Here is a 21135-nt window from a genome sequence, read left to right as displayed (position 1 = left end):
CGACCCACCCCCGGACCAGTACGAGACCAGGAGTCCACGTGGGTGACCTCGGTCAGATCCTTCTCGGTGGTGTCACCACCGGCAGCCTCTACGCACTCTTCCTGCTGGGCGTGCTGATCGTCTTCCAGGTCAGCAAGAGCATGAACTTCGCGTACGGGCAGGTCGGCATGATCGCCGCCTTCAGCGCATGGTTCTTCTACTCCGAGCAGGGCCTGCCCGTGCCGGTGGCGCTGATGATCGGTGTGCTGCTCGCCGTGATCGTGAACAGCGCGATCGACTTCGCCGCCATTCGCCGGATCCCGGCGGGTCGGCCGGGCCTGGACCTGGTCGTCACCCTCGGCATCTTCCTGCTCATCACGGCAGTCATGCAGCAGCTGATCGACGCCAACGCGCACACCTTCGTCTCGCTCGGCGCGGACACCCGCACCGAGGTCGCCGGGGTGGTGGTCAGCATGAGTGACGGCATCGTCATCGGCCTGACCGTGGTGACCGTCCTGGCGGCGTACCTGCTGCTCAACCGGACCAGCCTGGGCACGTCGTTGCGGGCCAGCGCCGAGGACGCCGGCATCGCGCAGGCGGCCGGCGTGAACGTCCGGGCGCTGCGGACCGCCACCTGGGCGGTGGCCGGTCTGATCGCGGCGGTCGTCGCCATCCTGGTCGCCAGCCGGCTGTCGGTCGACGCGTTCTACATGACGCCGTTCCTGATCAAGGCGTTCATCGCCGGGATGATCGGCGGCCTCGACCGGTTCTGGCTGCCGTTGGTGGTCGCCGTGGCGCTCGGGGTCTACGAGTCGCTGGCGGTCTACCTGCTCGGCGCGAGCGCCGGCACGCCGGCCGTCTTCCTCCTGATCATCGTCGTCCTGGCGCTGGTGCCGAAGCGGTTCGTCAACGAGCGGAACGAGGTGCGAGCATGACCGGCACCACCATGACGCGGCCCCGCCGGGGCGGGAAGAACCCGACGGTGGGCAAAGGCCGGGGCGTACCCCGCCTGCTGACCCGGGTGGCCGTCTTCGCCGTGATCGCCGCGGTTCCGCCGCTGCTCTTCGACGACTACTGGGTGTTCATGTCGGCGCAGGTGCTCGCCTTCGCGGTGGCCACCCTGGGCCTGGACATCCTGTACGGGCGGACCGGCCAGATGTCGTTGGCGCACGCCTCCTTCATGGGCGTGGGCGCCTACACCACCTACGTGATGGCGACGAACGGCTACGGACCCGCGATGCAGCTCGCCGCGGTGATCGGCGTGGCGCTCATCGCCGCGCTCGTCGTCTCCGTACCCACGCTGCGGTTGTCCGGCATGCGGCTGGCGCTTGTGACGCTCGCCTTCGGTGAGCTGCTGGCCTGGGCCATCCGGAACACCACCGACCTCACCGGCGGCACCCAGGGAGCCTCGGTCGACCCGTTCCTGTTCGGGCGGCTGGACTCCAGCGAACCGCTGCACGCCTACCTGATCGCGCTGGTCCCCGCGGCCATCGCCACCGCGTTCGCCGTACACCTCGGCCGGACCCAGCTCGGCCGCCGGATGCTGGCGGTACGCGACAGCGAACTCGCCGCCGAGTCGGTCGGCGTGGCGGTGGCCCGTACGAAGGTCACCGCGTTCCTGATCAGCGCCGTGTACGCGGGCGTCGCCGGCTGGCTCTACGCCGGCATCACCGGATTCATCGCACCGCCCGACTTCGACCTGTTCGCCTCGGTGTACCTCTTCGTCGCCGTGGTGATCGGCGGCGCGGGCACCGTGCTGGGGGCCTGGCTGGGCGCCTCGTACGTGGTGCTGATGCCCGAGGTGTTCACCCTGGCCGGCCAGCCGAACCTCTACCCGATCGTGGGTGGCGCCCTGCTGGCGATCGTGGCGCTGGTGGTGCCCGACGGCATCGTCGGGCTCGGCCGCAACGTGTGGCGTCGGATCAGAGGCGTACGTGGGGACGAGGAGGAATCCAAATGAGCACGGCCAGCGGCGCGCCGCACGTACGGACCGAAGGACTGACCGTCCGGTACGGCGCCTTCCAGGCACTGCGTGACGTCACCGTCAGCCTGCCGGCGGGCGCAATCAGCGGCCTGATCGGCCCCAACGGCGCGGGCAAGACGACACTGCTCAACGCGATAAGCGGGTTCACACCGATCGCCGAGGGCTCCGTGCACATCGGCCACCGCAACATCACCGCGCTGGGCACCCGCCGCCGCGCCCTCGCCGGTGTCGTGCGCGGCTTCCAGACGGTACGGCTGATGGAACGCGAGTCGGTGCTGACGAACGTGCTGGTCGGGACCGAACGACTGCCGCAGCCGAACGCGCTCGCCCAGTTCCTCGCGTTGCCGTCGCAGTGGCGCGCCCGCAACCGGGACATGGCGGCGGCGACCGAGGTGCTCGACCTGCTGGGCCTGGCCCGGCAGGCGCACCGCCGGGTGGACGAACTGCCGTTCGCCAGCCGCCGCCTGGTGGAGGTGGCCCGGGTCCTGGTCTCCTCGCCGTCGGTGATCCTGCTGGACGAGCCGGCCGCCGGTCTCGACCAGGAGGGGCGGCAGGAGTTGGCAGCCGTACTCACCCGGGTCCATGAGAACCATCCGTCGACCATGGTCGTCGTCGAGCACGACGTGGACCTGGTCAAGAGCCTCTGCTCGTACGTCATCGCCCTCGACTCCGGTGCCTTCCTGCGCGACGGCACCCCGGCCGAGGTGTTCGGTGACCGGCAGGTGCAGCTCGCGTACTTCGGGAGGGCCGCAAGTGCTGACGCTTGAGTCGGTCAAGGGCTGGTACGGCTCGACCCAGGCCCTGTTCGGGGTGAACCTGCGCGTACCACCGGGCAAGACCGTCGCCCTGGTCGGCACCAACGGTGCCGGCAAGACCACCACGCTGCGGGCCATCCTCGGCGCGGTCCGCACCGAAGGGTCGGTACGCGTCGACGACGTCGACATCTCGGCGAAGCCGACGCACCGACGGGTCAACGACCACCACATCGCTGTCGTCCACGAGGGTCGCGGCCTGCTGTCCCAGCTGTCCGTCCTGGAGAACCTGACGGTCGGGGCGAACCGCGCGCAGCGGGCCCGCATCGACGAGGTGCTGGACCTGTTCCCGGCGCTTCAGGGACGTACCCACCAGAAGGTGTCGCTGCTCTCCGGCGGGCAGCAGCAGATGGTGGCGCTGGGTCGGGCGCTGCTGCGCGACCCGAAGTACCTGCTGCTGGACGAGCCGGGTCTGGGCCTGGCACCTGTCGTCATCGACGAGATCTACCGCTACATCGCCGAGTTGTGCTCGCGCGGCATGGGCGTGCTGCTCGTCGAGCAGAGCGTCGCGCGGGCCGCGAGCGTCGCCGACGAACTCGTCCTGCTCCGCGTCGGCACCGTCGACCGGGTCATCGACACCGCCGACTCCGCCCAGGTCGACCAACTCGTCGCCGACGCGTTCGGCGTCCATCACTGACAATCGAAAGGACTTCCGTGAGCACCATCGCACTGACGAACGCCACTGTCTTCGACGCCACCGGCGCGGAGCCCGTGGAGGGTGCCACCGTCGTGGTGGACGGCGAGCTGATCGTCGACGTGGCGGCCGGCGGTGCGGTGCCGGCCAGCGCCGACCGGGTGATCGACTGCGCCGGCCGGACCGTGATGCCCGGCCTCATGGACGCGCACGTGCACATCGGCGCGATCGACGTCAACATCCTGGAACAGCACCGGAACTACCAGACCAGCCACGCGGCGCTGAAGATGGGGCGGATCCTGAACCGCACCCTGATGCAGGGCTACACCACCGTGCGGGACGCCGGTGGCTGCGACGCGGGTTTCCGGCAGGCCGTCGAGCAGGGTGACATCCTCGGCCCCCGACTGCTGGTGTCGAACGCGCCGCTGTCCATGACGGGGGGTCACGCCGACTGGCGGCGTCCCACCGAGCGCGGCAACACCGTCGAGTGCTGCTCCCAGGTGGGCATGAACGCGATCGTCGCGGACGGCCCGGAGGAGATCCGCAAGGGCGTACGGGAGAACATCCGTACCGGCGCCGACCAGATCAAGGTCATGGCCAGCGGCGGCGCGATGTCCCCCGCCGACGAGCTGGACACCATCCAGTACAGCCTGGAGGAGCTGCGGATGGCGGTGCAGACCGCCGAGGCGGCCGGCAAGTACGTGCTCGCGCACGCCTACTCCTCCGCCGCGATCCGCAACTGTGTCGAAGCCGGCGTCCGCTCGATCGAGCACGGCAACCTGATGGACGAGGCGACCGCCGCGCTGCTCGCCGAGGCCGGCACCTACCTGGTGCCCACCCTCTCCACCTACGAGCTGCTGCACCGCCAGGGTGCCGAGCACGGGGTGGCCCCGGAGCCGCTGGAGAAGATCCGGATGGCCCACGAGCAGGGCCTGCGTTCGCTGGAGTACGCCTACCGTGCCGGCGTCCGCATCGCCAGCGGCTCCGACCTGCTCGGCCCGATGTTCGTGCACAAGCACCGCGAGCTGTCCCTCAAGGCGGAGATCATGCCGGCCGCCGCGGTGCTGATCGCCACGACCCGCGTCAATGCGGAGCTGTTCGGCCTGGCCGACCGGCTCGGCACGGTCGAGGCGGGCAAGCTCGCCGACCTGATCGTCGTTGACGGACGCCCCTGGGAGGACATCGAGGTCTTCGCCAGCCCCACCGCCGTGCCCGTGGTCATCAAGGGCGGCGACCTGGTCAAGTACGAGCTCTCCTGATCTGACACCCCTGACGAGGAGGAAAACCATGGCCCCCGTGACCCTCGCCGCCGCGAACGTGCGTATCGAGCACGACAAGGCGCGCAACCTGGCGAAGTTCCTGGAAATGATCGACGAGGCCGCCGCCAAGGGCGTCGACGTGCTGGTGCTGCCGGAGGTCGGCCTGCAGGGCTACGCCGACTTCGCGTTCGGTCTCGGTGACAAGGGCACCGCCGCGCAGAAGCAGTACTACTTCCGCGAGTCCGAGCCGGTGCCCGGCCCGTCCACCGAGGCGATCCGGGCCAAGGCCGCCGAGTACGGCATGTACGTCCAGCTCGGGCTGGCCGAGCGGGCCGGACACGGCAACGTGATCCTCAACGCGACCGCGTTGATCGGCCCCGACGGTGTGGTGGGCGTGTACCGCAAGACCCACAACACCTTCGAGTTCCCGTACTTCAACGCCGGCCAGTCCACGCCGGTGTTCGACCTGCCGTTCGCTCGCGCCGCCAGCCTGATCTGCTACGACCTGGCCTTTCCCGAGCTGATGCGGGTCTTCGCGCTGCAGGGTGCGACGCTGGGCCTGATGTCCACGGCGTGGCCGATGAAGGGCCACGACCCGGCCGACGACTACCACGGCTTCGCCATGGACCTCTCCGCCCAGGCCAACGCCTTCTTCAACCAGATGTGGCTGGTCGTCTCCAACCACTGCGAGAAGGGCGTCTACACCGCGGGGCTCGACTACTGGGGTCACAGCCAGATCGTCGACCCGTACGGCAAGGTCGTCGCGATGCTTACCGACGAGGAGGGCCTGGTCACGCACACCGCTGACCTGGACGCCACCACGCTGGCCAGCCGCACCGAGGGCTTCTTCGGGCTGAACCTGATCCAGGACCGGCGACCCGACCTGTACGGCCCGATCGTCGACACCGCCCCGTACGCGCCGACCGACCGTCCCGCGCCCACCCCGCGTGGTCCGCTCGACCAGAAGGCCGGCTGACATGCTGCGTCAGGTCATCCTGAAGACCGCGGCCAGCCGCCGCGCCCGCCGGGCGATCGAAGCCACCCCGCTCACCCGTGCCGTGGTGGACCGGTTCGTCGCCGGCGAGAACGTGCCCTCCGCCGTACGCGCGTCGGAAGGGCTGCACGACGCCGGTTGTCTCGCCACCCTCGACTATCTCGGCGAGGACACCACCGACCGGGCCCACGCCGAGCACGTCACCGGGCAGTACGTCGCACTGCTCGACGGGCTCGCCGACGCCGGGCTGACCGGCATGGCGGAGGTCTCGATCAAGTTGTCCGCGCTCGGTCAGGCCCTGCCCCGCGAGGGCGAGGCCGTGGCGCTGGACAACGCGGCCCGCATCTGCGCGGCCGCCGCCCGGGCGGGCACCACGGTCACCGTGGACATGGAGGACCACACCACCACCGACTCGACGCTGGGCATCGTCGCCCAGTTGCGTCGGGACTTCCCGGAGACCGGCGCGGTCATCCAGGCGTACCTGCGGCGCAGCGAGGGCGACTGCCGCGACCTGGCGACCGCCGGTTCGCGGGTCCGGCTGTGCAAGGGCGCCTACCGGGAGCCGGCGAGCGTGGCCTACCAGGCTCGCACTGAGGTGACCCAGGCGTACCTGCGGTGCGCCGAGATCCTGATGGCCGGTCCCGGCTACCCGATGCTCGCCACGCACGACCCCGAACTCATCGTGGCCGGCACCCGGCTGGCCGCCGGCCGTCCCGAAGGCGTCACCGGCTACGAGTTCCAGATGCTGTACGGCATCCGCCCCACCGAGCAGCGGCGGCTCGCCGAAGCAGGCCACCAGGTCCGGGTGTACGTGCCGTTCGGCGAGGAGTGGTACGGCTACCTGATGCGGCGTCTCGCCGAGCGCCCGGCCAACCTCATGTTCTTCTTCCGGGCTCTCACCAGCCGCAACTGACCAGGAGCAACGCAGTCTGATGGACGCCGTCACCACCACCCCTGCACCGGTCAACGAGCCGAACCTCTCGTACGCGCCGGGCAGCCCGGAACGCACCGGGCTGACCGCGAAGCTTGGCGAACTCGCCGGCGAGCGGTTCGAACTGGACATGACCATCGATGGTCGACGCCGCATCGGCGGCGGCGACCGGATCGACATCGTCCAGCCGCACCGGCACCGCCACGTCCTCGGCACCCTCGGCAACGCCACACACGACGACGCCCGGGCGGCGGTCGACGCGGCGAAGCGGGCCGCCGCTGACTGGCGGGCGCTCTCCTTCGACGAGCGGGCGGCGGTCTTCCTCAAGGCCGCCGACCTGCTCGCCGGGCCGTGGCGGCAGACGCTCAACGCGGCCACCATGCTGGGCCAGTCGAAGACGGCGTTCCAGGCGGAGATCGACTCGGCCTGCGAGCTGATCGACTTCTGGCGCTTCAACGTGCACTTCGCCCGGCAGATCCGCGCCGAGCAGCCGCAGTCCTCGCCCGGCGTGTGGAACCGCGTCGACCACCGGCCGTTGGAGGGCTTCGTCTACGCGATCACGCCGTTCAACTTCACCGCCATCGCCGGAAACCTGCCCACCGCGCCCGCCCTGATGGGCAACACGGTGGTGTGGAAGCCGTCGCCGACGCAGCAGTTGGCCGCGTGGTGGACGATGCGCCTGTTGGAGGCGGCCGGCCTGCCGCCCGGGGTGATCAACATGGTGACCGGTGACGGTCTCGCCGTCTCCGATGTCGCGCTTGCCGACCCGGACCTGGCCGGCATCCACTTCACCGGTTCCACCTCGACCTTCCAGCACCTGTGGCGCACCGTCGGCGAGCGGATCGGCAGCTACCGCAGCTACCCACGGATCGTCGGCGAGACCGGCGGCAAGGACTTCATCGTCGCCCACCCGTCGGCGGACGTCGACGTGCTGCGTACCGCCATGATCCGGGGGGCGTTCGAGTTCCAGGGGCAGAAGTGCTCGGCCGCCTCCCGGGCGTACGTGCCCCGGTCGCTCTGGCCCCAGCTGCGCGAGGACCTGATCGCCGAGGTGGAGTCGCTGACCATGGGCGACGTCACCGACCTGTCCCACTTCATGGGGGCGGTCATCGACGGGCGGGCCTTCGCCCGGCACGCCGTCGCGATCGAGCGGGCCCGCGCCACCGCCAGCTGCGAGATCCTCGCCGGTGGCGGGTACGACGACAGCGAAGGCTGGTTCGTCCGGCCCACGATCATCGAGTGCACCGACCCGACCGACGAGGTCTTCACGACCGAGTACTTCGGGCCGATCCTCGCGGTGCACGTCTACGAGGACGAGGCGTACGAGGCGACGCTCGCCCAGTTGGAGTCCGTCTCCGCGTACGCGCTGACCGGCTCGATCATCGCGCAGGACCGCGCCGCCATCGCGCACGCCGCCCAGGTGCTGCGCTTCGCGGCCGGGAACTTCTACGTTAACGACAAGCCGACCGGGGCAGTGGTCGGCCAGCAGCCGTTCGGCGGCGGGCGGGCCAGCGGCACCAACGACAAGGCCGGTTCCGCCCAGAACCTGCTGCGCTGGACCAGCGCCCGCACCATCAAGGAAACCTTCGTGCCGGCCACGGACCACCGCTACCCGCACATGGCCTGAACGCCGTCGCCCCCGCCATCCCTGCTGCGCAGGCGGTGGCGGGGGCGATCGGGCCGCAGATCAGTGGTACATCAGGCCGCCGGACTGGGCGGTGGCCAGGCGACGGCCGTACCACTTGGGCCAGACGAAGTCGGTACGCATACTCGCACCACTCCACGAGGCGGACTGCGGAACCAACCCACCGGAACCACCGTGGAACAGGGCGACCGACCCGGATGCGGGCCGCTCCGGGTCCGCGCTTACCAGTTCCCCGGGCGAGGTCACGATCGCGTCCAGCGGGCCCTTGCCGTCGAGGTTGAGGATGGCCACCTCGCCACCGAACAGGTCGTTGCTCTCGGCCCCACCCGGCACGACCGGGTGGTCCTGGTCGAAGCCCTGCGCACCGGTGCCGGTCAATCCGGAGGCGGATCCCTTGAGCAGGGCTACCGTGCCCGCCCGCTTCTTCGTACCGATCGCCTCACCGGGCGCGCCCACAAGCACGTCGGCCCGACCGTCGCCGGTCACGTCACCGACCGCCAGGGTCGCACCGAACAGGTCACCGACTTCCGCCGAACCGGGCACCCCGGGCGTACGCTGGCTGAACAGCTTCACCGCGCTGCTGGACAGGCCGGCACCACCGGTACGACCGGTGAAGACCGCGACCATACCCTCGTTGCCCTTCGGGGACTGCGTGTACGGTGCCCCGGCGATCACCTCGCCCAGCTTGTCGCCGTTGACGTCACCGATGGCCAGCGCCATACCGAGGCTCCGCACGTAACTGTCGTCACGACCGGTCGCCTTGCGCAGCGCCGCCCCGGTGACCGAGGTGGCACCGCTGAGCTTCACCCCGTTCGCCGAGCCCCACATCAGCGTGAGCATCCCGCTGCCGGTCGGCGAGCTGTCCTCGTTCTCGCCGGGCGCGCCGATGACCAGGTCGGCGTACTTGTTGTCGTTGACCTTGCCGATGGCCAGGGTCCAGCCGAAGTGGTCGTTGCGTTCGGCAGAACCCGGCACCGCAGCCTGGTTCTGGTGCAACTGCTGCGCCCCGGTGCCGGTCAGCCCGTTGGCTCCGCCGTACAGGACGGTGACCGCGCCAGCGTAGGTGAGCTTGCCGATCGCCTCGCCGTACGCCCCGATCGCCAGGTCGTCGCGGCCGTCGCCGTTGATGTCACCGGCCGCCAGCGCCGAACCGAACCAGTCTCCCTGCTCCGAGGCACCCGGCACCCCCGAGGTGCTCTGGGTGAAATGCTTCGCCGCATCGAGCCGCAGACCGTTGCTGCTGCCGGGGATCACCCAGACCCCTCCCGCATTCGCTTTCGCGCTCAGGTCGTACTCGCCGTAGTCGCCGACGGCCAGGTCGTCGTAGCCGTCACCGTTGAAGTCCCCGGCGGCGAGTACCTCACCGAAGGCGGGCTCACCGCCGGCCGGCGTGACCGCGGTCGCGAAGTAGTCGACATACGGTGCCGAGGAGTACCGCACCACCGCCAGACCCATCGGCGCCTGTGGGAAGCGGTACTCAGTGGGGTCGGCGGAGGCGGCGATGTCGTCGATCCCGTCACCGTCGAAGTCGGACCGGGTCGGCCCGGTCCCCTTGACCGGCGTGGTCGCCTTCGCGACCCGGTAGTGCTGAAGAACGATCCCGTCCCGGGTGACCGTCCGGTAGTCGTTCGCTGCCGCCGGGGCGGGCACACTCACCGCCAGACCAGCTCCGATGGCCAAGGTGGACAGTCCTGCGACACTTCGCCGCATCAAGAACCCCGTTTCGGAAGATCAGAAATATCGTGGGCCGCCGCTGACCGGGCCGGCGATCCGCACGCCGTACCACTGCGGCCAGATCCGGTCGGTGCGCAACGACGCACCACTCCAGGAGCCCGCCTGCGGCACTAGACCGCCCGAGGCGCCGAGGAACCGCGACAACGTGCCGGAAGGATACCCGGCCTGGTCGCCAGCGACTTCTTCGCCGGTCGATGCCACGACAGCGTCCAGTGGGCCCTTTCCGTCGAGGTTGAGGATGGCGACCGAAGCGCCGAAATGGTCGCCACGTTCCGCACCGCCCGGCACCACCGCATGGTCCTGGTCGAACCCCTGAGCCCCGGTACCGGTCAACCCGGAGGCAGAGCCCTTGAGCAGGGCGATCGTGCCTGCCTTGGTCTTCTTGCCGATCGCCTCGCCGGGCGCACCCACAAGCACGTCGGCCCGACCGTCGCCGGTCACGTCACCCACCGCGAGCGCCGCACCGAACCGGTCCTCCTGCTCCGGGCTGCCCGGAACACCGGCCGTACGCTGGGTGATGATCTTCACAGCCTTGCCGGACAGGCCCGCGCCACCGGTACGACCGGTGAAGGCCGCGATCAGACCACCGTAGAGGTGCGGGGTCTGGGCACCGGGTGCTCCGGCGATCACCTCGCCCAGGCCGTCGCCGTTCACGTCACCGATCGCCAACGCCTCACCGAGATACCAGGCGATGGTGTCCTGGCGGCCGGTCGCCTTGTAGACCCCCGCGCCGGTGACCGAGGTGGCCCCGCTGAGCTTCACCCCGTTCGCCGAGCCCCACATCAGGGTCACCATGCCGCTGCCGTTCCAGGTCTGACCGTCGTTCTCGTGCGGTGCGCCGATGACCAGGTCCGCGTACTTGTTCTCGTTCACCTTGCCGATGGCCAGCGTGAAGCCGAAGTGGTCACCGCGCTCGGCGGCACCCGGCACGGCAGCCTGGTTCTGGTGCAGTTGCTGCGCGCCGGCTGTCCGCAGGCCGCCCACCCCGCCGTACAGGACGGTGACCGCACCGGCCTCCTTGACCTTGCCGATCGACTCGCCGTACGCCCCGATCGCCAGGTCGTCGCGGCCGTCGCCGTTGATGTCACCGGCCGCCAGCGCCGAACCGAACCAGTCGTAGTCCTCCGCCGCACCGGGCACCCCGGGGCTGCTCTGGTTGAAGTGCTGCGCCGAGTCGACCACCAGACCGTTGCGGCTGCCCGGAATCACCCACACCCCACCGGCATGGGTCTTGTTGCCCGGATCGACTTCGTCGGAGTCACCGATGGCCAGGTCGTCGTAGCCGTCGCCGTTGAAATCGCCGGCGGCCAACGCCATGCCGAAGCAGCCACAGCCGCCGTCCGACGAGAGCACACCCGCGAAGTAGTCGACGTACGGTGCGGACGAGTAGCGCACCACCACGATCCCGGTCGAATGGTGTGCCAGTCGTTCGTGCGTTGAGCCACTGGCCGCCGCGATGTCGTCGACCCCGTCACCGTCGAAGTCGGACCGGGTGGGCCCGGTCCCCTGCACCGGGGTGACCTGCTTCGGCACCCGGTGGTACTGAAGGATCACGTCCTCCCGGGTGATGGTCCGGAACTCGTCGGCGGCCCGGGCGGGAGCACTCACCGTCAACCCAGCGGCCACCATCGTCAGAACCGTCAGACCAGCAAGCCTGCGCCGCATAGAAACCCCCGCATCCCCTTGTCGCACTCACAGCATAGGGACACGTAGATCAAAAACCATGTCTGTCCGGCCAGACGTCGCGGCCTGCACGGCCGTAAACCGGCCGTGCAGACAGGCGGACAGCGGTCAGTACCTCCGCAACGGCTCGACCGGCCCGGTGCCCGACACGCTCGCGGGCAGTGCCGGTTGCAGGGCCTCCAGCGCCCGGCTGACGCCCAGGCCGGCGAGGATCGCCAACGCGAAGACGACCGCCGACAGCCACCGGGGGCCGTCCGCGACGAGGATGGTCATCTGCACCAGGCTCAGCAGGGTGACCCCCAGCACGGTGCCCGCGAAGCCGCCCCGCCCGCCGGCCACGCTCACGCCGCCGAGCAGGACGGCGCCGGCCACCAACGTCAGCTGGCCGATGTCGGCCGATGGGGTTGCGGCGCCGATCCGGCCGGCCAGCAGGACTCCGGCCGCACCCGCGATCAGGCTGGAACCGCCCAGGCCGATGACCGCGCCCAGCAGCCGTGCACCGAACGGCGACGGCGGCTCCCCGGCGACGACCCGGTTGCCGCTCAGCGCCCGCCGCACCGCCGGAATCGACCACACCACCGCGCCGCCGATCGACACCAGGAGAAACAGCACCAGCCACCCGGCCCCGGCACCGTCGGACCGGATCCAACCTTCGCTCGCGAGCCGCCGCGGACCGCCGCTGCCGATGGTGGCGAACAGAATGCCCTGCGTCAGGGCCAGCCCGCCCAGCGACACCGCCCACCCGGGCGCCTGCAGCAGCCCGGCGATCAGGCCCATCCCGAGACCGAAGAACGCCGCCGCGGCGATCGCGGCGACCGCCGCGATGAGGACCGGGGCGCCGGCGTCGAGCACCGCCGCGTACGTCAGGCCGGCGAGGGCCGCGACGGCGACGACCGCGAGGTTGGGCGTGGCGGTGCGCAGCGACAGCGCGAAAGCGGTCGCCAGCAGGCCGGCGGAGGCGATGTTGAACACCAGCGGCGACAGCCGCGACCCGTCCTGGGAGGACCACACCACCGCGGCGACGACGGTCAGCGCCAGCAGCACCGCCTCCCAGATCAGATGCGGCCGAAAGGAGCCACCGGAACGGGACGTGACCGGTCCGGCGGGTGCCAACGGTTGTGCAGGCGTGAAAACCACAGCGATCCTCCCTCGAGTGGAGGCTGACACTAACCCGCAGGCGCCAGACATACACGGGCCCGGATACCTAGCGCGGGCCGGAGTCGAGTGCTCAGCTCCGCCCGGCCACGAACCGCGCTCAACTGGGACCACAAGCAGAACGCCCGGTGCGATCCTCACGGATCGACCGGGCGTTCTCGCTGTTCACGAGCGGTGGCGGCGGGATTTGAACCCGCGGAGGGCGTAAACCCTCACACGCTTTCGAGGCGTGCTCCTTAGGCCACTCGGACACGCCACCGCCGAAGAGGCTACAGGACTCCCGGTTCGGACGCCGAACCGGTCCCCGGCCGCCCGGCCTGGCAGGATCACTGGCATGAGTACGCACATCGGCGCGAAGCCGGGCGAGATCGCCGAGCGGGTCCTGATGCCGGGTGACCCCCTGCGGGCCAAGTGGATCGCGGAGACCTACCTCGAAGGGGCGAGCTGCTACTCGACGGTCCGGGGGATGCTGGGTTTCACCGGCCGCTGGAACGGTGTCGAGGTCTCCGTGCAGGGGTCGGGGATGGGCATGCCGTCCGCCTCGATCTACGCACACGAGCTGGTAAACGAGTACGGCGTGAAGTCCCTGATCCGGGTCGGCTCGTGTGGCGCGTTGTCCGAGGACCTGCAACTGCGGGACGTGATCGCGGCGATCGGGTCGTCGACCGACTCGAACATGAACCGGGTGCGTTTCGACGGGTTGATCGACTACGCCCCGGTGGCCGACTTCGGGCTGCTGCGTACCTCGGTGGAGGTGGCCGAGCGGCGCGGCATCGCGATGCGGGTCGGGCCGATCCTGGCGGCGGACGCCTTCTACACCGACCGGCCGGATCTCTACGACCGGCTGGCCGACTACGGGGTGCTGGCGGTGGAGATGGAGTCGGCGGCGCTCTACACGATCGCGGCCCGGTTCAAGGCACGCTCGTTGACCCTGCTGACCGTCAGCGACCACATCAAGACCGGCGAGAAGACCACCTCCCAGGAGCGGGAGCAGACCTTCAGCCAGATGGTCGAGATCGCCCTGGACACCATCGTCGCCTGACTCGCGGCACCCACAAGCGTCCCGTCACCGCTCGTCGGCGACGGGACGCTTCGTGTGCGGGGGATGGCGGGACGCTTCGCGTCGAGGGGTGACGGCCGTCACCGGAGAAATAAATACGATCGGTCGGTTTTATTTAGTACGGTGGCAGGCATGACCGTCGACGGCCGGCTGGCCCGGGGTGAGCGCACCCGCACCGCAGTGCTGGACGCCGCCGTCAGCCTGGCCAGCGAGAACGGCCTCGACGGGCTGTCGCTCGGGCATCTCGCCGACTCCCTCGGGGTGAGCAAGTCCGGCATCTTCGCGCACTGGCGCTCCAAGGAGGCGCTTCAGCTCGCCACCATCGACCGGGCCGTGGCCCAGTGGCAGGAGCTGATCATCGCCCCGGCCCTGCGCGCACCTCGGGGCGTACGCCGGATCTGGGCGTTGCACGAGGCGCGGATCGACTTCTACGCCACCCGGGTGCTGCCTGGGGGGTGTTTCTTCGGCACCGCCGAGTTCGAGTTCAACGCCCGGCCCGGTGCCGTGCACGATCGCCTCGCCACTGTCCTCGCCGACTGGACCGCGTTCCTGGAACGGCTCGTCCGCGAGGCGGTCGAGCTCGGTGAGCTGCCCGCCGAGGTGGACGTGGCGCTGCTGGCGTACGAGATCGATTCGTTCGGGATCGCCGCCGCGATGCGCTCCCGACTCTTCGACCCGGAGAGCACCTACCGGCACGCCCGCCGGAGCGTGCTGGACCGGCTCCGGGGCCTGAGCCCCGATCCCACCCTGCTACCGGAAGGCACCCCATGAGCAACGCCGTCGCCGACCCCACCGCCGTCGAGTACGGCCACGTCGAGCACGCCATGGTGCACTTCGACGACCTCGACGCCATGGGCATCCTGCACAACGCGCGGTACGCGCTGCTGCTGGAGCGGGCGCTCACCGCGTACTGGTCCGCCAACGGGGTCGCCTTGCAGAACGGGCGGGCCACCACCCCCGACGTGTTCCACGCGGTCCGCGAGTTCGCGATCAGCTTCCGTGCGCCGATCACCGGCACCGGCCCGGTCGGCGTGCACTTCTGGCTGGAGCACCTCGGCACCAGCAGCGCCGTCTACGGCTTCCGCTTCCACTCGCTCGACGGCACGACGGTGTACGCCGAGGGGCGGCGAGCCGTCGTCCGGCTCGACCCGGCGACCCTGCGCCCGGCGCCCTGGACGGACCTCGCCCGAGGCATCGCCGGCGCCCTGCTACGCCCCGCCTGACGCAAGCACCAGCACCAGCACCGGCACCAGCACCGACGGCAGCAGCAGGCAGCGACGGCAGCAGCAGGCAGCGACGGCAGCAGCAGCGTCGGCCGGCGGGGCGCGACGTCAGCGGAAGAAGGCGCGCATGACGGTGCCGGTCTCGGTGGCCAGGATTCCGCCGTACACCTCGGGGCGGTGGTTGAGGCGGCGGTCGCGCAGCACGTCCCAGAGCGAGCCGGCGGCACCGGTCTTCGGTTCCCATGCGCCGAAGACCACGGTGGACACCCGGGACAGCACCAGCGCGCCCGCGCACATGGTGCACGGTTCCAGGGTGACCACCAGGGTGCAGCCGTCCAACCGCCAGCGGCCCAGCCGTTCGGCTCCCCGCCGCAGCGCCAGCACCTCGGCGTGCGCGGTCGGATCGCCTGTCAGCTCCCGCTCGTTGCGGCCGATCGCCAGTTCGTCACCGTCCGGGCCGTAGAGCACCGCACCCACCGGCACGTCGTCGGCCGGCCCGGACGAGTCGGCAACCGCCGGACCGGTTACCGCGACCTCCAGGGCGCGGCGCATCCAGAGTTCGTGTCGCTGTCGGCGGCCGATGCCGCCCGGATCGGCCAGGCCCTCGTGCGCGCCCGGCCCCACCCGTGCGACCGCACCGGGAGTGGGCTGCCCGGCCCGGACCGTCTCCAACGCCGGATCGGTCGCGTCCGCCGGCTCCCCACCGCCCACCGGCGCGCCAGCAGATCCGACGCCGACAGGTCCCGCACCACCCGGCGTTGCTCCGCCGGCTGGGTCAGACCTCACGCAGTTCCTCGACGTCGTCGACGCAGCCCAGCACCTGGCAGACCTCGGCGGTGACGTCGGCCGGCATCAGCCCTTCGTGTGCGCAGAGGGCGAGCAACTGCTGCGCGGAGATGCCCAGGTCGGCCAGGATGTCCGCCTCACCGACCGGGTCGGCCTCCGGGTCGACGGCCGGTTGCTCGTTGTCGTCGCCACTTGTCGTGGCGGGAGGCGTCTCCTCGGCGTCGTCGAGCCCGGCGATCGACGTCTTGAGGTCACCGACCAGCAGGGCACCCAGCCGGGACTCCTCCGCGAAGGCCGAGTCCGAGCCGAAGACCCGCAGGTCCTCACCCTCGTCGAGGCGCAGGATGACCAGGTAGGTGTCGTCCGCCTCGACGAACAACAGCGACAGGTCGGCATCGGGTCCGACGTCGCGCAGCCGCTCGGCGACATCGTCGACGTCGGCGACACCCCGCAGACTCAGCTCGGCGGCTGTCCAGCCGCCCTTCTCGCGCACCACGGCCGCAGCGAAGTACGACACGGTCCCCCCAAGTAGCCCTTGGCACAGCTCACGCCAGCCGTTACGCGTGCACGTTAGCCGGTCGGATCGGTAGGCGACCGGTCAACGCCCCGAAGCGCCGGCCGGTCATTCCTGGGGAAGTATCTGGTTCCGCTCAGCCGGCGAGCCGGCGACGGGTGGCGATCAGCTCGCGCAGTCGCTCGGTGCGCACCCGCTGTGGCCGTTCTCGTTCGCGTATCGAGCGGGCGTCCGCCAACTGCGCGAGCAGCTGAAGGCGGCGACGGCTGCGATCCGGGTCGAGCCGCGGAGTGGTCCAGGCCATACCGGGAGAGTGCCGAGTCCTGGCGGCACAGTCAAGATGGGTTTCAGTGCCTGCACGACGACGCAACGCACTCAATGCCGGTAGGAATCACCAGAGCGGCCAGTCCCCACTGGTCCACCACCGGACGGCGACCGCGGCAGCCGCGATGCTCCACCCTCCGGCGGTCACGATGGCGATACCGGTGGCCACCCCACGGTCGCCGTACCGGACCAGCACGAGGGCCACCAGCCAGGCCAGCGCTCCGGCGATCAGGGTCCACCAGGCGTACCCGGTGAGGCTGCCGCCGAGCAGCCCGAAGATGACCAACCAGGCGGCCGTGCCGGTGGCGCCGGCGGCGATGGCCGAGCCGCTGACCGGGTGCGGCTCGCGGTAGGTGGGACGCGGCGGGCGCCCGCTGGGGAAGAGACCCGACGGGCTGTACGGCATCATCGCTGGCCACTCCTCCCACGCCTGGCCGGTACTGCTCACCGTACCGGGGAGGACCGTCGCCGGTCGGGCGGGCGAGCGGACGCGGCCGGGCCGGACGGCGCGGGTTCTGTCAGGATGGCCGGGTGGTTGCGCTGACCGGACGACGACACCTGCCGTACGCGGCGCTGCTGCTCGTGCCGGTGCTCGCCGCCGGTTGCGCGACAGATCCCGGACCCACCTGGTCCGCACCGACCAGCAGCCCGACAAGCGCGACGACCGGGACCAGCCCGACGGCACCGGCCAGCGCCACCCCGACCGCCGCCGGCAGCCCGACCGGCAGCCCGGGGCCGGAGAGCGCCGATCAACCGGCACCGACCGCCACACCGGGTGCCGACCGGCTGCCGCACGTCTTTCCGGTACGCGCCCGCAACGTCGACTACCACCCGACCCACTCCGGGTACCCGGGCACGGACATCTTCGCCGACTGCGGCGAACCGTTCGTGGCGGTGACCGACGGTACGGTCGGCGAGGTCAGCCGCCGGGACCGGTACGACAAGCGGGGTCCACAGGGCCCGTACAACGGTGGCCTGTCGGTGTCGGTGCTCGGCGACGACGGCGTGCGCTACTACGGCTCGCACCTGACCGAGATCGCCGTCGGCATCGAGCCCGGCGGGCGGGTACGGGCCGGTCAGCAACTCGGCACCGTGGGTCGGACGGGCAACGCCAACAACGTCTGCCACCTGCACTTCGGCATCTCGCCGCCGTGCCTGGGTGAGGACGGCTGGTGGATCCGTCGGGGCGTGGTCTGGCCGGCGCCGTACCTCGACTCGTGGCGCAAGGGCGGCAACCGCGCACCGGCGGCCGAGGTGGCCGCCTGGCACCGCCGGCACGGCTGTCCGGCGAAACCACCGGGGCGCTGAACCGGGGCATCGCGTCCCGCGTCATTCGCACGTCATCACTCCGCAACATTGACGGAGGTCTCATTCGTGAACTACCGTCCGCCTAACACCTCAGAGAGCGCTCTCTGGCCTACCTAAACTCACAATGACGACGAAACGCGCCCACCGGCTGCGGCCGGGACCGGCGCGATGGAGGAAAGATGCGACCTCCCGTCCCACACCGCACCCACCACCGACTCCTGGCCGCCGGCGCCGCCGCGGCCCTCGTCCTCGGCGGGCTGGCCGTCATCGCCACCTCCGCCGCACAGGCCGCGCCGGTCGGCGCCGGCAGCTACACCACCACCCCGGTCGGCCCGCTCCCCAGCGGCTGCGGAAACCTCACCACCAACCCCCGGCAGTACGTCACCGCCGCCGCACCCGCCGGGCCGGTACCGACGAACGACTGGTGGTCCTCGCTGCTGTGGAAGCGCTTCAACTGCGCCTTCAGCGAGCCACTGCACGCCCACCCGGTCGCCTACCAGCCGGTCACCGACGGCCTCGGCTTCTCCGCCACCTCCACGGCCACCATCACCGGCACCGCCACCGGGGTCGGCGAGTTCAAGTACCCCTACGTCGAGGACATCCGGGTCGGCGTGGCCGGGCTGGGCGCCCCGAACGTCCTGGTGGACGACTGGACGGACTGGACTGTCACCCCGTACTGGAGTGACGGGTCACGTACCCTGCGGGCCACCATCGGGCACGGCCTGCCGTTCACCTACTTCCGCAGCACCGGCGGCGACGCGGTGATCAACGCGACCGGCGGCAGCCCGACGGTCTGGTCCAACAGCGGTGCCACAATCGGCTTCACCGTGCGCGGCCACGACTACGTCGCGTACGCGCCGACCGGCGCGACCTGGACCGTCAGCGGCGGACGGATCAGCTCCAACCTCGCCGGGCGGGGCTACTTCTCGGTCGCCCTGCTGCCGGCCGCCGCCGACGGCACCACCCGCGCTCAACTCGCCACCACCTACGGCCGGTACGCGCACGCGCACGTCACCGGCACCCGGGTCGCCTACAGCTACCAGCAGTCGAGCAGCCAGGTGGAGACCCGTTACACCTTCACCACCACGCCCCGCGAGGGCACCGAGACGCGTACGGTGGTCAGCCTCTACCCGCACCAGTGGAAGGCGCTGACCGGGGCCACCCCGATCACCCAGACCTACCCGTCGGCCCGGGGTCGGATGAAGGTGCTCACCGGGGTCGCCGAGTTCCGCACCTCGATGCGCTTCCACGGCGTACTGCCCGAGGTGCCCGCCGTCGCCACGGGAGCCGGCGCCGACCTGACCACGCTGCGCCAGCACCTGGCGGCGACCCGCGCCAACCCGATGGACCAGCGCGGCGGGGACACCTACTGGACGGGTAAGGGGCTGGGCCGGGCGGCCCGGATCGCCGAGATCGCCGACCAGGTCGGGGACACCGAGACCCGGACGGCCGCGTTGAACGCCATCCGCGCCACGCTCACCGACTGGCTCACCGCCTCGGCCGGCGAGACCGAGCGGCTGTTCTACTACGACCAGCGCTGGGGCACGCTGATCGGCTACCCCGCCTCGTACGGCTCCGACCAGGAGCTCAACGACCACCACTTCCACTACGGCTACTACATCGCCGCCGCCGCGACGCTTGCCAAGTTCGACCCCGCCTGGGCCCGCCAGGACCAGTACGGCGGCATGATCGACCTGCTGATCCGGGACGCCAACAACTACGACCGCACCGACAGCCGCTTCCCGTACCTGCGTGACTTCGACATCTACGCCGGGCACGACTGGGCGGCCGGGCACGGCGCGTTCGCCAGCGGCAACAACCAGGAGTCCTCGTCGGAGGGGATGAACTTCGCCAACGCCCTGATCCAGTGGGGACAGGCCACCGGCAACACCGCCGTACGCGACGCCGGCATCTTCATCTACACCACGCAGGCCGCCGCCATCCACGAGTACTGGTTCGACGTCACCGGTGAGAACTTCCCCGCCGCGTTCGGCCACAACAACGTCGGCATGGTCTGGGGTGACGGCGGGGCGTACGCCACCTGGTTCAGCGCCGAGCCGGAGATGATCCAGGGCATCAACCTGCTGCCGATCACCGGCGGGCACCTCTACCTGGGCTACCACCCCGACTACAACGCCCAGAAGTACGCCGAACTGGTCCGCAACAACGGCGGCGAGCCGACCATCTGGCAGGACATGCACTGGCAGTTCCTGGCCCTCGGCGACGCCGATGCCGCCCTGGCCAAGCTGCGCGCCAACCCCGGCTACACCCCGGAGGAGGGCGAGAGTCGGGCGCACACCTTCCACTGGGTGCGCAACCTGGCCGCGCTGGGCCGGGTGGACACCGGGATCACCGCCAACCACCCGCTGGCCGCCGTCTTCAACCGCAACGGTGCCCGGACGTACGTGGCCAGCAACATCTCCAACACCCAGCTGACCGTACGGTTCTCCGACGGGACGCAACTGTCGGTGGCACCGGGACGGACCGTCACCAGCGGCGCGCACACCTGGAGCGGCGGCAGCGGCGGTGGCGGCACGCCCCCACCGACCACCACGCCGACGCCCACTCCCACGCCCACCCCGACGCCCACGCCCACCCCGACGCCCACCCCGACCCCGACCGGGCCGGTCAGTTCGCCGGTGCGGTACCTGCTGTCGGGCGGCGGCCTGGGCGCGGCGGGAACCGCCGGCAGCACCACAGTGACCAGCGCCGGCGGCGGCAACTACGACGGCACCCCACGTAACCCGGTGGTGTTCACCGCGACCGGGCTCAACCTCAACCACAACGGCGGGCAGACCGCGTTCGACCTGCTGCTCGACGCCGGCCAGGCGGTCGGCAACGGGGTACAGCTCCGCATCTCGTACGACCTGACAGGCAACGGTTCCTGGGAGCGGGTCGAGACCTACCGGTACTTCGCCACCGACCCGGTCCCCGGTTGGGAGCGCTACACCCAGGCGGCCGGGCTGCACTCCAGCACCGGATCGCTGGGCAACCTGCGCAACGGCACCGTACGGGTGGAGGTCTGGTCCGCCATCGGCAACAACCCCAGCACGCTCGGGGTCGGCAACCAGTCGGTGATCAGGCTGCCGTACAGCTGACCACCGGCCACC

20 protein-coding genes and 1 tRNA gene are annotated in these 21135 nt (G+C 70.7%); 13 read left to right on the top strand and 8 right to left on the bottom strand.

What is annotated here, in order from left to right; translation table 11 throughout:
- The first annotated feature begins 38 nt into the window (after nt 1–38).
- From Vgi01_RS26655 to pruA, 8 genes are read left to right on the top strand one after another with little or no spacing between them, the layout of a single operon-like run.
- Nucleotides 39–914 (top strand): branched-chain amino acid ABC transporter permease, encoded by an 876-nt coding sequence (locus tag Vgi01_RS26655; RefSeq protein ID WP_204292911.1) that lies wholly within the window; start codon nt 39–41, stop codon nt 912–914.
- Nucleotides 911–1939 (top strand): branched-chain amino acid ABC transporter permease, encoded by a 1029-nt coding sequence (locus Vgi01_RS26650; protein ID WP_204292910.1) that lies wholly within the window; start codon nt 911–913, stop codon nt 1937–1939. The genes Vgi01_RS26655 and Vgi01_RS26650 overlap by 4 nt, the downstream gene beginning before the upstream one ends.
- Entirely contained in the window at nt 1936–2730 is a 795-nt protein-coding gene (locus tag Vgi01_RS26645) for an ABC transporter ATP-binding protein (RefSeq protein ID WP_204292909.1), read from the top strand. The genes Vgi01_RS26650 and Vgi01_RS26645 overlap by 4 nt, the downstream gene beginning before the upstream one ends.
- Nucleotides 2717–3412, top strand: a complete 696-nt coding sequence (locus Vgi01_RS26640; protein ID WP_102660080.1) for an ABC transporter ATP-binding protein — start codon at nt 2717–2719, stop codon at nt 3410–3412. Before Vgi01_RS26645 ends, Vgi01_RS26640 begins: the two co-directional genes overlap by 14 nt.
- A 17-nt stretch (nt 3413–3429) precedes the next feature.
- The gene (locus Vgi01_RS26635; protein ID WP_102660079.1) at nt 3430–4668 is read left to right on the top strand and encodes a metal-dependent hydrolase family protein; all 1239 of its coding nucleotides are present in this window, start codon (nt 3430–3432) and stop codon (nt 4666–4668) included.
- 28 nt (nt 4669–4696) lie between these two features.
- Nucleotides 4697–5644 (top strand): carbon-nitrogen hydrolase family protein, encoded by a 948-nt coding sequence (locus Vgi01_RS26630; RefSeq protein ID WP_204292908.1) that lies wholly within the window; start codon nt 4697–4699, stop codon nt 5642–5644.
- Between the two features lies 1 nt (nt 5645).
- Nucleotides 5646–6575 (top strand): proline dehydrogenase family protein, encoded by a 930-nt coding sequence (locus tag Vgi01_RS26625; protein WP_204292907.1) that lies wholly within the window; start codon nt 5646–5648, stop codon nt 6573–6575.
- Between the two features lie 19 nt (nt 6576–6594).
- On the top strand, nt 6595–8220 hold the full coding sequence (pruA, locus tag Vgi01_RS26620; protein WP_204292906.1) for an L-glutamate gamma-semialdehyde dehydrogenase: 1626 nt from the start codon (nt 6595–6597) through the stop codon (nt 8218–8220).
- A gap of 60 nt (nt 8221–8280) precedes the next feature.
- On the opposite strand, the gene Vgi01_RS26615 is transcribed toward pruA, so the two are convergent.
- The 4 genes from Vgi01_RS26615 to Vgi01_RS26600 all read right to left on the bottom strand — a co-directional run bounded on the left by Vgi01_RS26615 (nt 8281) and on the right by Vgi01_RS26600 (nt 13069).
- On the bottom strand, nt 8281–9918 hold the full coding sequence (locus Vgi01_RS26615; RefSeq protein WP_239089174.1) for an FG-GAP-like repeat-containing protein: 1638 nt from the start codon (nt 9916–9918) through the stop codon (nt 8281–8283).
- A gap of 51 nt (nt 9919–9969) precedes the next feature.
- Entirely contained in the window at nt 9970–11601 is a 1632-nt protein-coding gene (locus Vgi01_RS26610; RefSeq protein ID WP_239089173.1) for an FG-GAP-like repeat-containing protein, read from the bottom strand.
- Between the two features lie 162 nt (nt 11602–11763).
- On the bottom strand, nt 11764–12792 hold the full coding sequence (locus Vgi01_RS26605) for an ABC transporter permease (RefSeq protein WP_204292903.1): 1029 nt from the start codon (nt 12790–12792) through the stop codon (nt 11764–11766).
- Between the two features lie 190 nt (nt 12793–12982).
- Nucleotides 12983–13069 (bottom strand) — tRNA-Ser (locus Vgi01_RS26600).
- Between the two features lie 75 nt (nt 13070–13144).
- Between Vgi01_RS26600 and deoD the strand changes: the two genes are divergently transcribed.
- The 3 genes from deoD (at nt 13145) to Vgi01_RS26585 (ending at nt 15093) form a co-directional block, all read left to right on the top strand.
- Nucleotides 13145–13852, top strand: coding sequence for a purine-nucleoside phosphorylase (deoD, locus tag Vgi01_RS26595; protein WP_102659813.1), 708 nt, complete (start codon nt 13145–13147; stop codon nt 13850–13852).
- A 150-nt stretch (nt 13853–14002) separates the two neighbouring features.
- Nucleotides 14003–14641 carry a TetR/AcrR family transcriptional regulator gene (locus tag Vgi01_RS26590; protein ID WP_204292902.1) on the top strand — a complete coding sequence of 213 codons (639 nt, stop codon included), beginning with the start codon at nt 14003–14005 and terminating at the stop codon, nt 14639–14641.
- Nucleotides 14638–15093 (top strand): acyl-CoA thioesterase, encoded by a 456-nt coding sequence (locus tag Vgi01_RS26585; protein ID WP_102659811.1) that lies wholly within the window; start codon nt 14638–14640, stop codon nt 15091–15093. Before Vgi01_RS26590 ends, Vgi01_RS26585 begins: the two co-directional genes overlap by 4 nt.
- 108 nt (nt 15094–15201) lie before the next feature.
- On the opposite strand, the gene Vgi01_RS26580 is transcribed toward Vgi01_RS26585, so the two are convergent.
- The 4 genes from Vgi01_RS26580 to Vgi01_RS26565 form a co-directional block, all read right to left on the bottom strand.
- Nucleotides 15202–15645: a nucleoside deaminase gene (locus Vgi01_RS26580; protein ID WP_199180295.1), complete on the bottom strand. Its 444-nt coding sequence runs from the start codon at nt 15643–15645 to the stop codon at nt 15202–15204.
- Nucleotides 15646–15868: 223 nt separating this feature from the next.
- Complete coding sequence (locus Vgi01_RS26575) at nt 15869–16396, bottom strand: tRNA adenosine deaminase-associated protein (RefSeq protein ID WP_102659809.1); 528 nt, start codon at nt 16394–16396, stop codon at nt 15869–15871.
- A gap of 133 nt (nt 16397–16529) precedes the next feature.
- Nucleotides 16530–16697, bottom strand: coding sequence for a hypothetical protein (locus tag Vgi01_RS26570; RefSeq protein ID WP_199180293.1), 168 nt, complete (start codon nt 16695–16697; stop codon nt 16530–16532).
- Between the two features lie 87 nt (nt 16698–16784).
- Entirely contained in the window at nt 16785–17126 is a 342-nt protein-coding gene (locus Vgi01_RS26565) for a hypothetical protein (RefSeq protein WP_102659808.1), read from the bottom strand.
- Between the two features lie 122 nt (nt 17127–17248).
- Between Vgi01_RS26565 and Vgi01_RS26560 the strand changes: the two genes are divergently transcribed.
- Nucleotides 17249–18025 (top strand): M23 family metallopeptidase, encoded by a 777-nt coding sequence (locus tag Vgi01_RS26560; RefSeq protein ID WP_204292901.1) that lies wholly within the window; start codon nt 17249–17251, stop codon nt 18023–18025.
- 179 nt (nt 18026–18204) lie between these two features.
- Nucleotides 18205–21123, top strand: a complete 2919-nt coding sequence (locus tag Vgi01_RS26555; protein WP_204292900.1) for a glycosyl hydrolase — start codon at nt 18205–18207, stop codon at nt 21121–21123.
- The last annotated feature ends 12 nt before the right edge of the window (nt 21124–21135 follow it).

The sequence above is a fragment of the Micromonospora gifhornensis genome, assembly GCF_016863515.1.
Lineage (GTDB): Bacteria > Actinomycetota > Actinomycetes > Mycobacteriales > Micromonosporaceae > Micromonospora > Micromonospora gifhornensis.
This window is presented reverse-complemented; position numbering and strand designations above follow the sequence as displayed.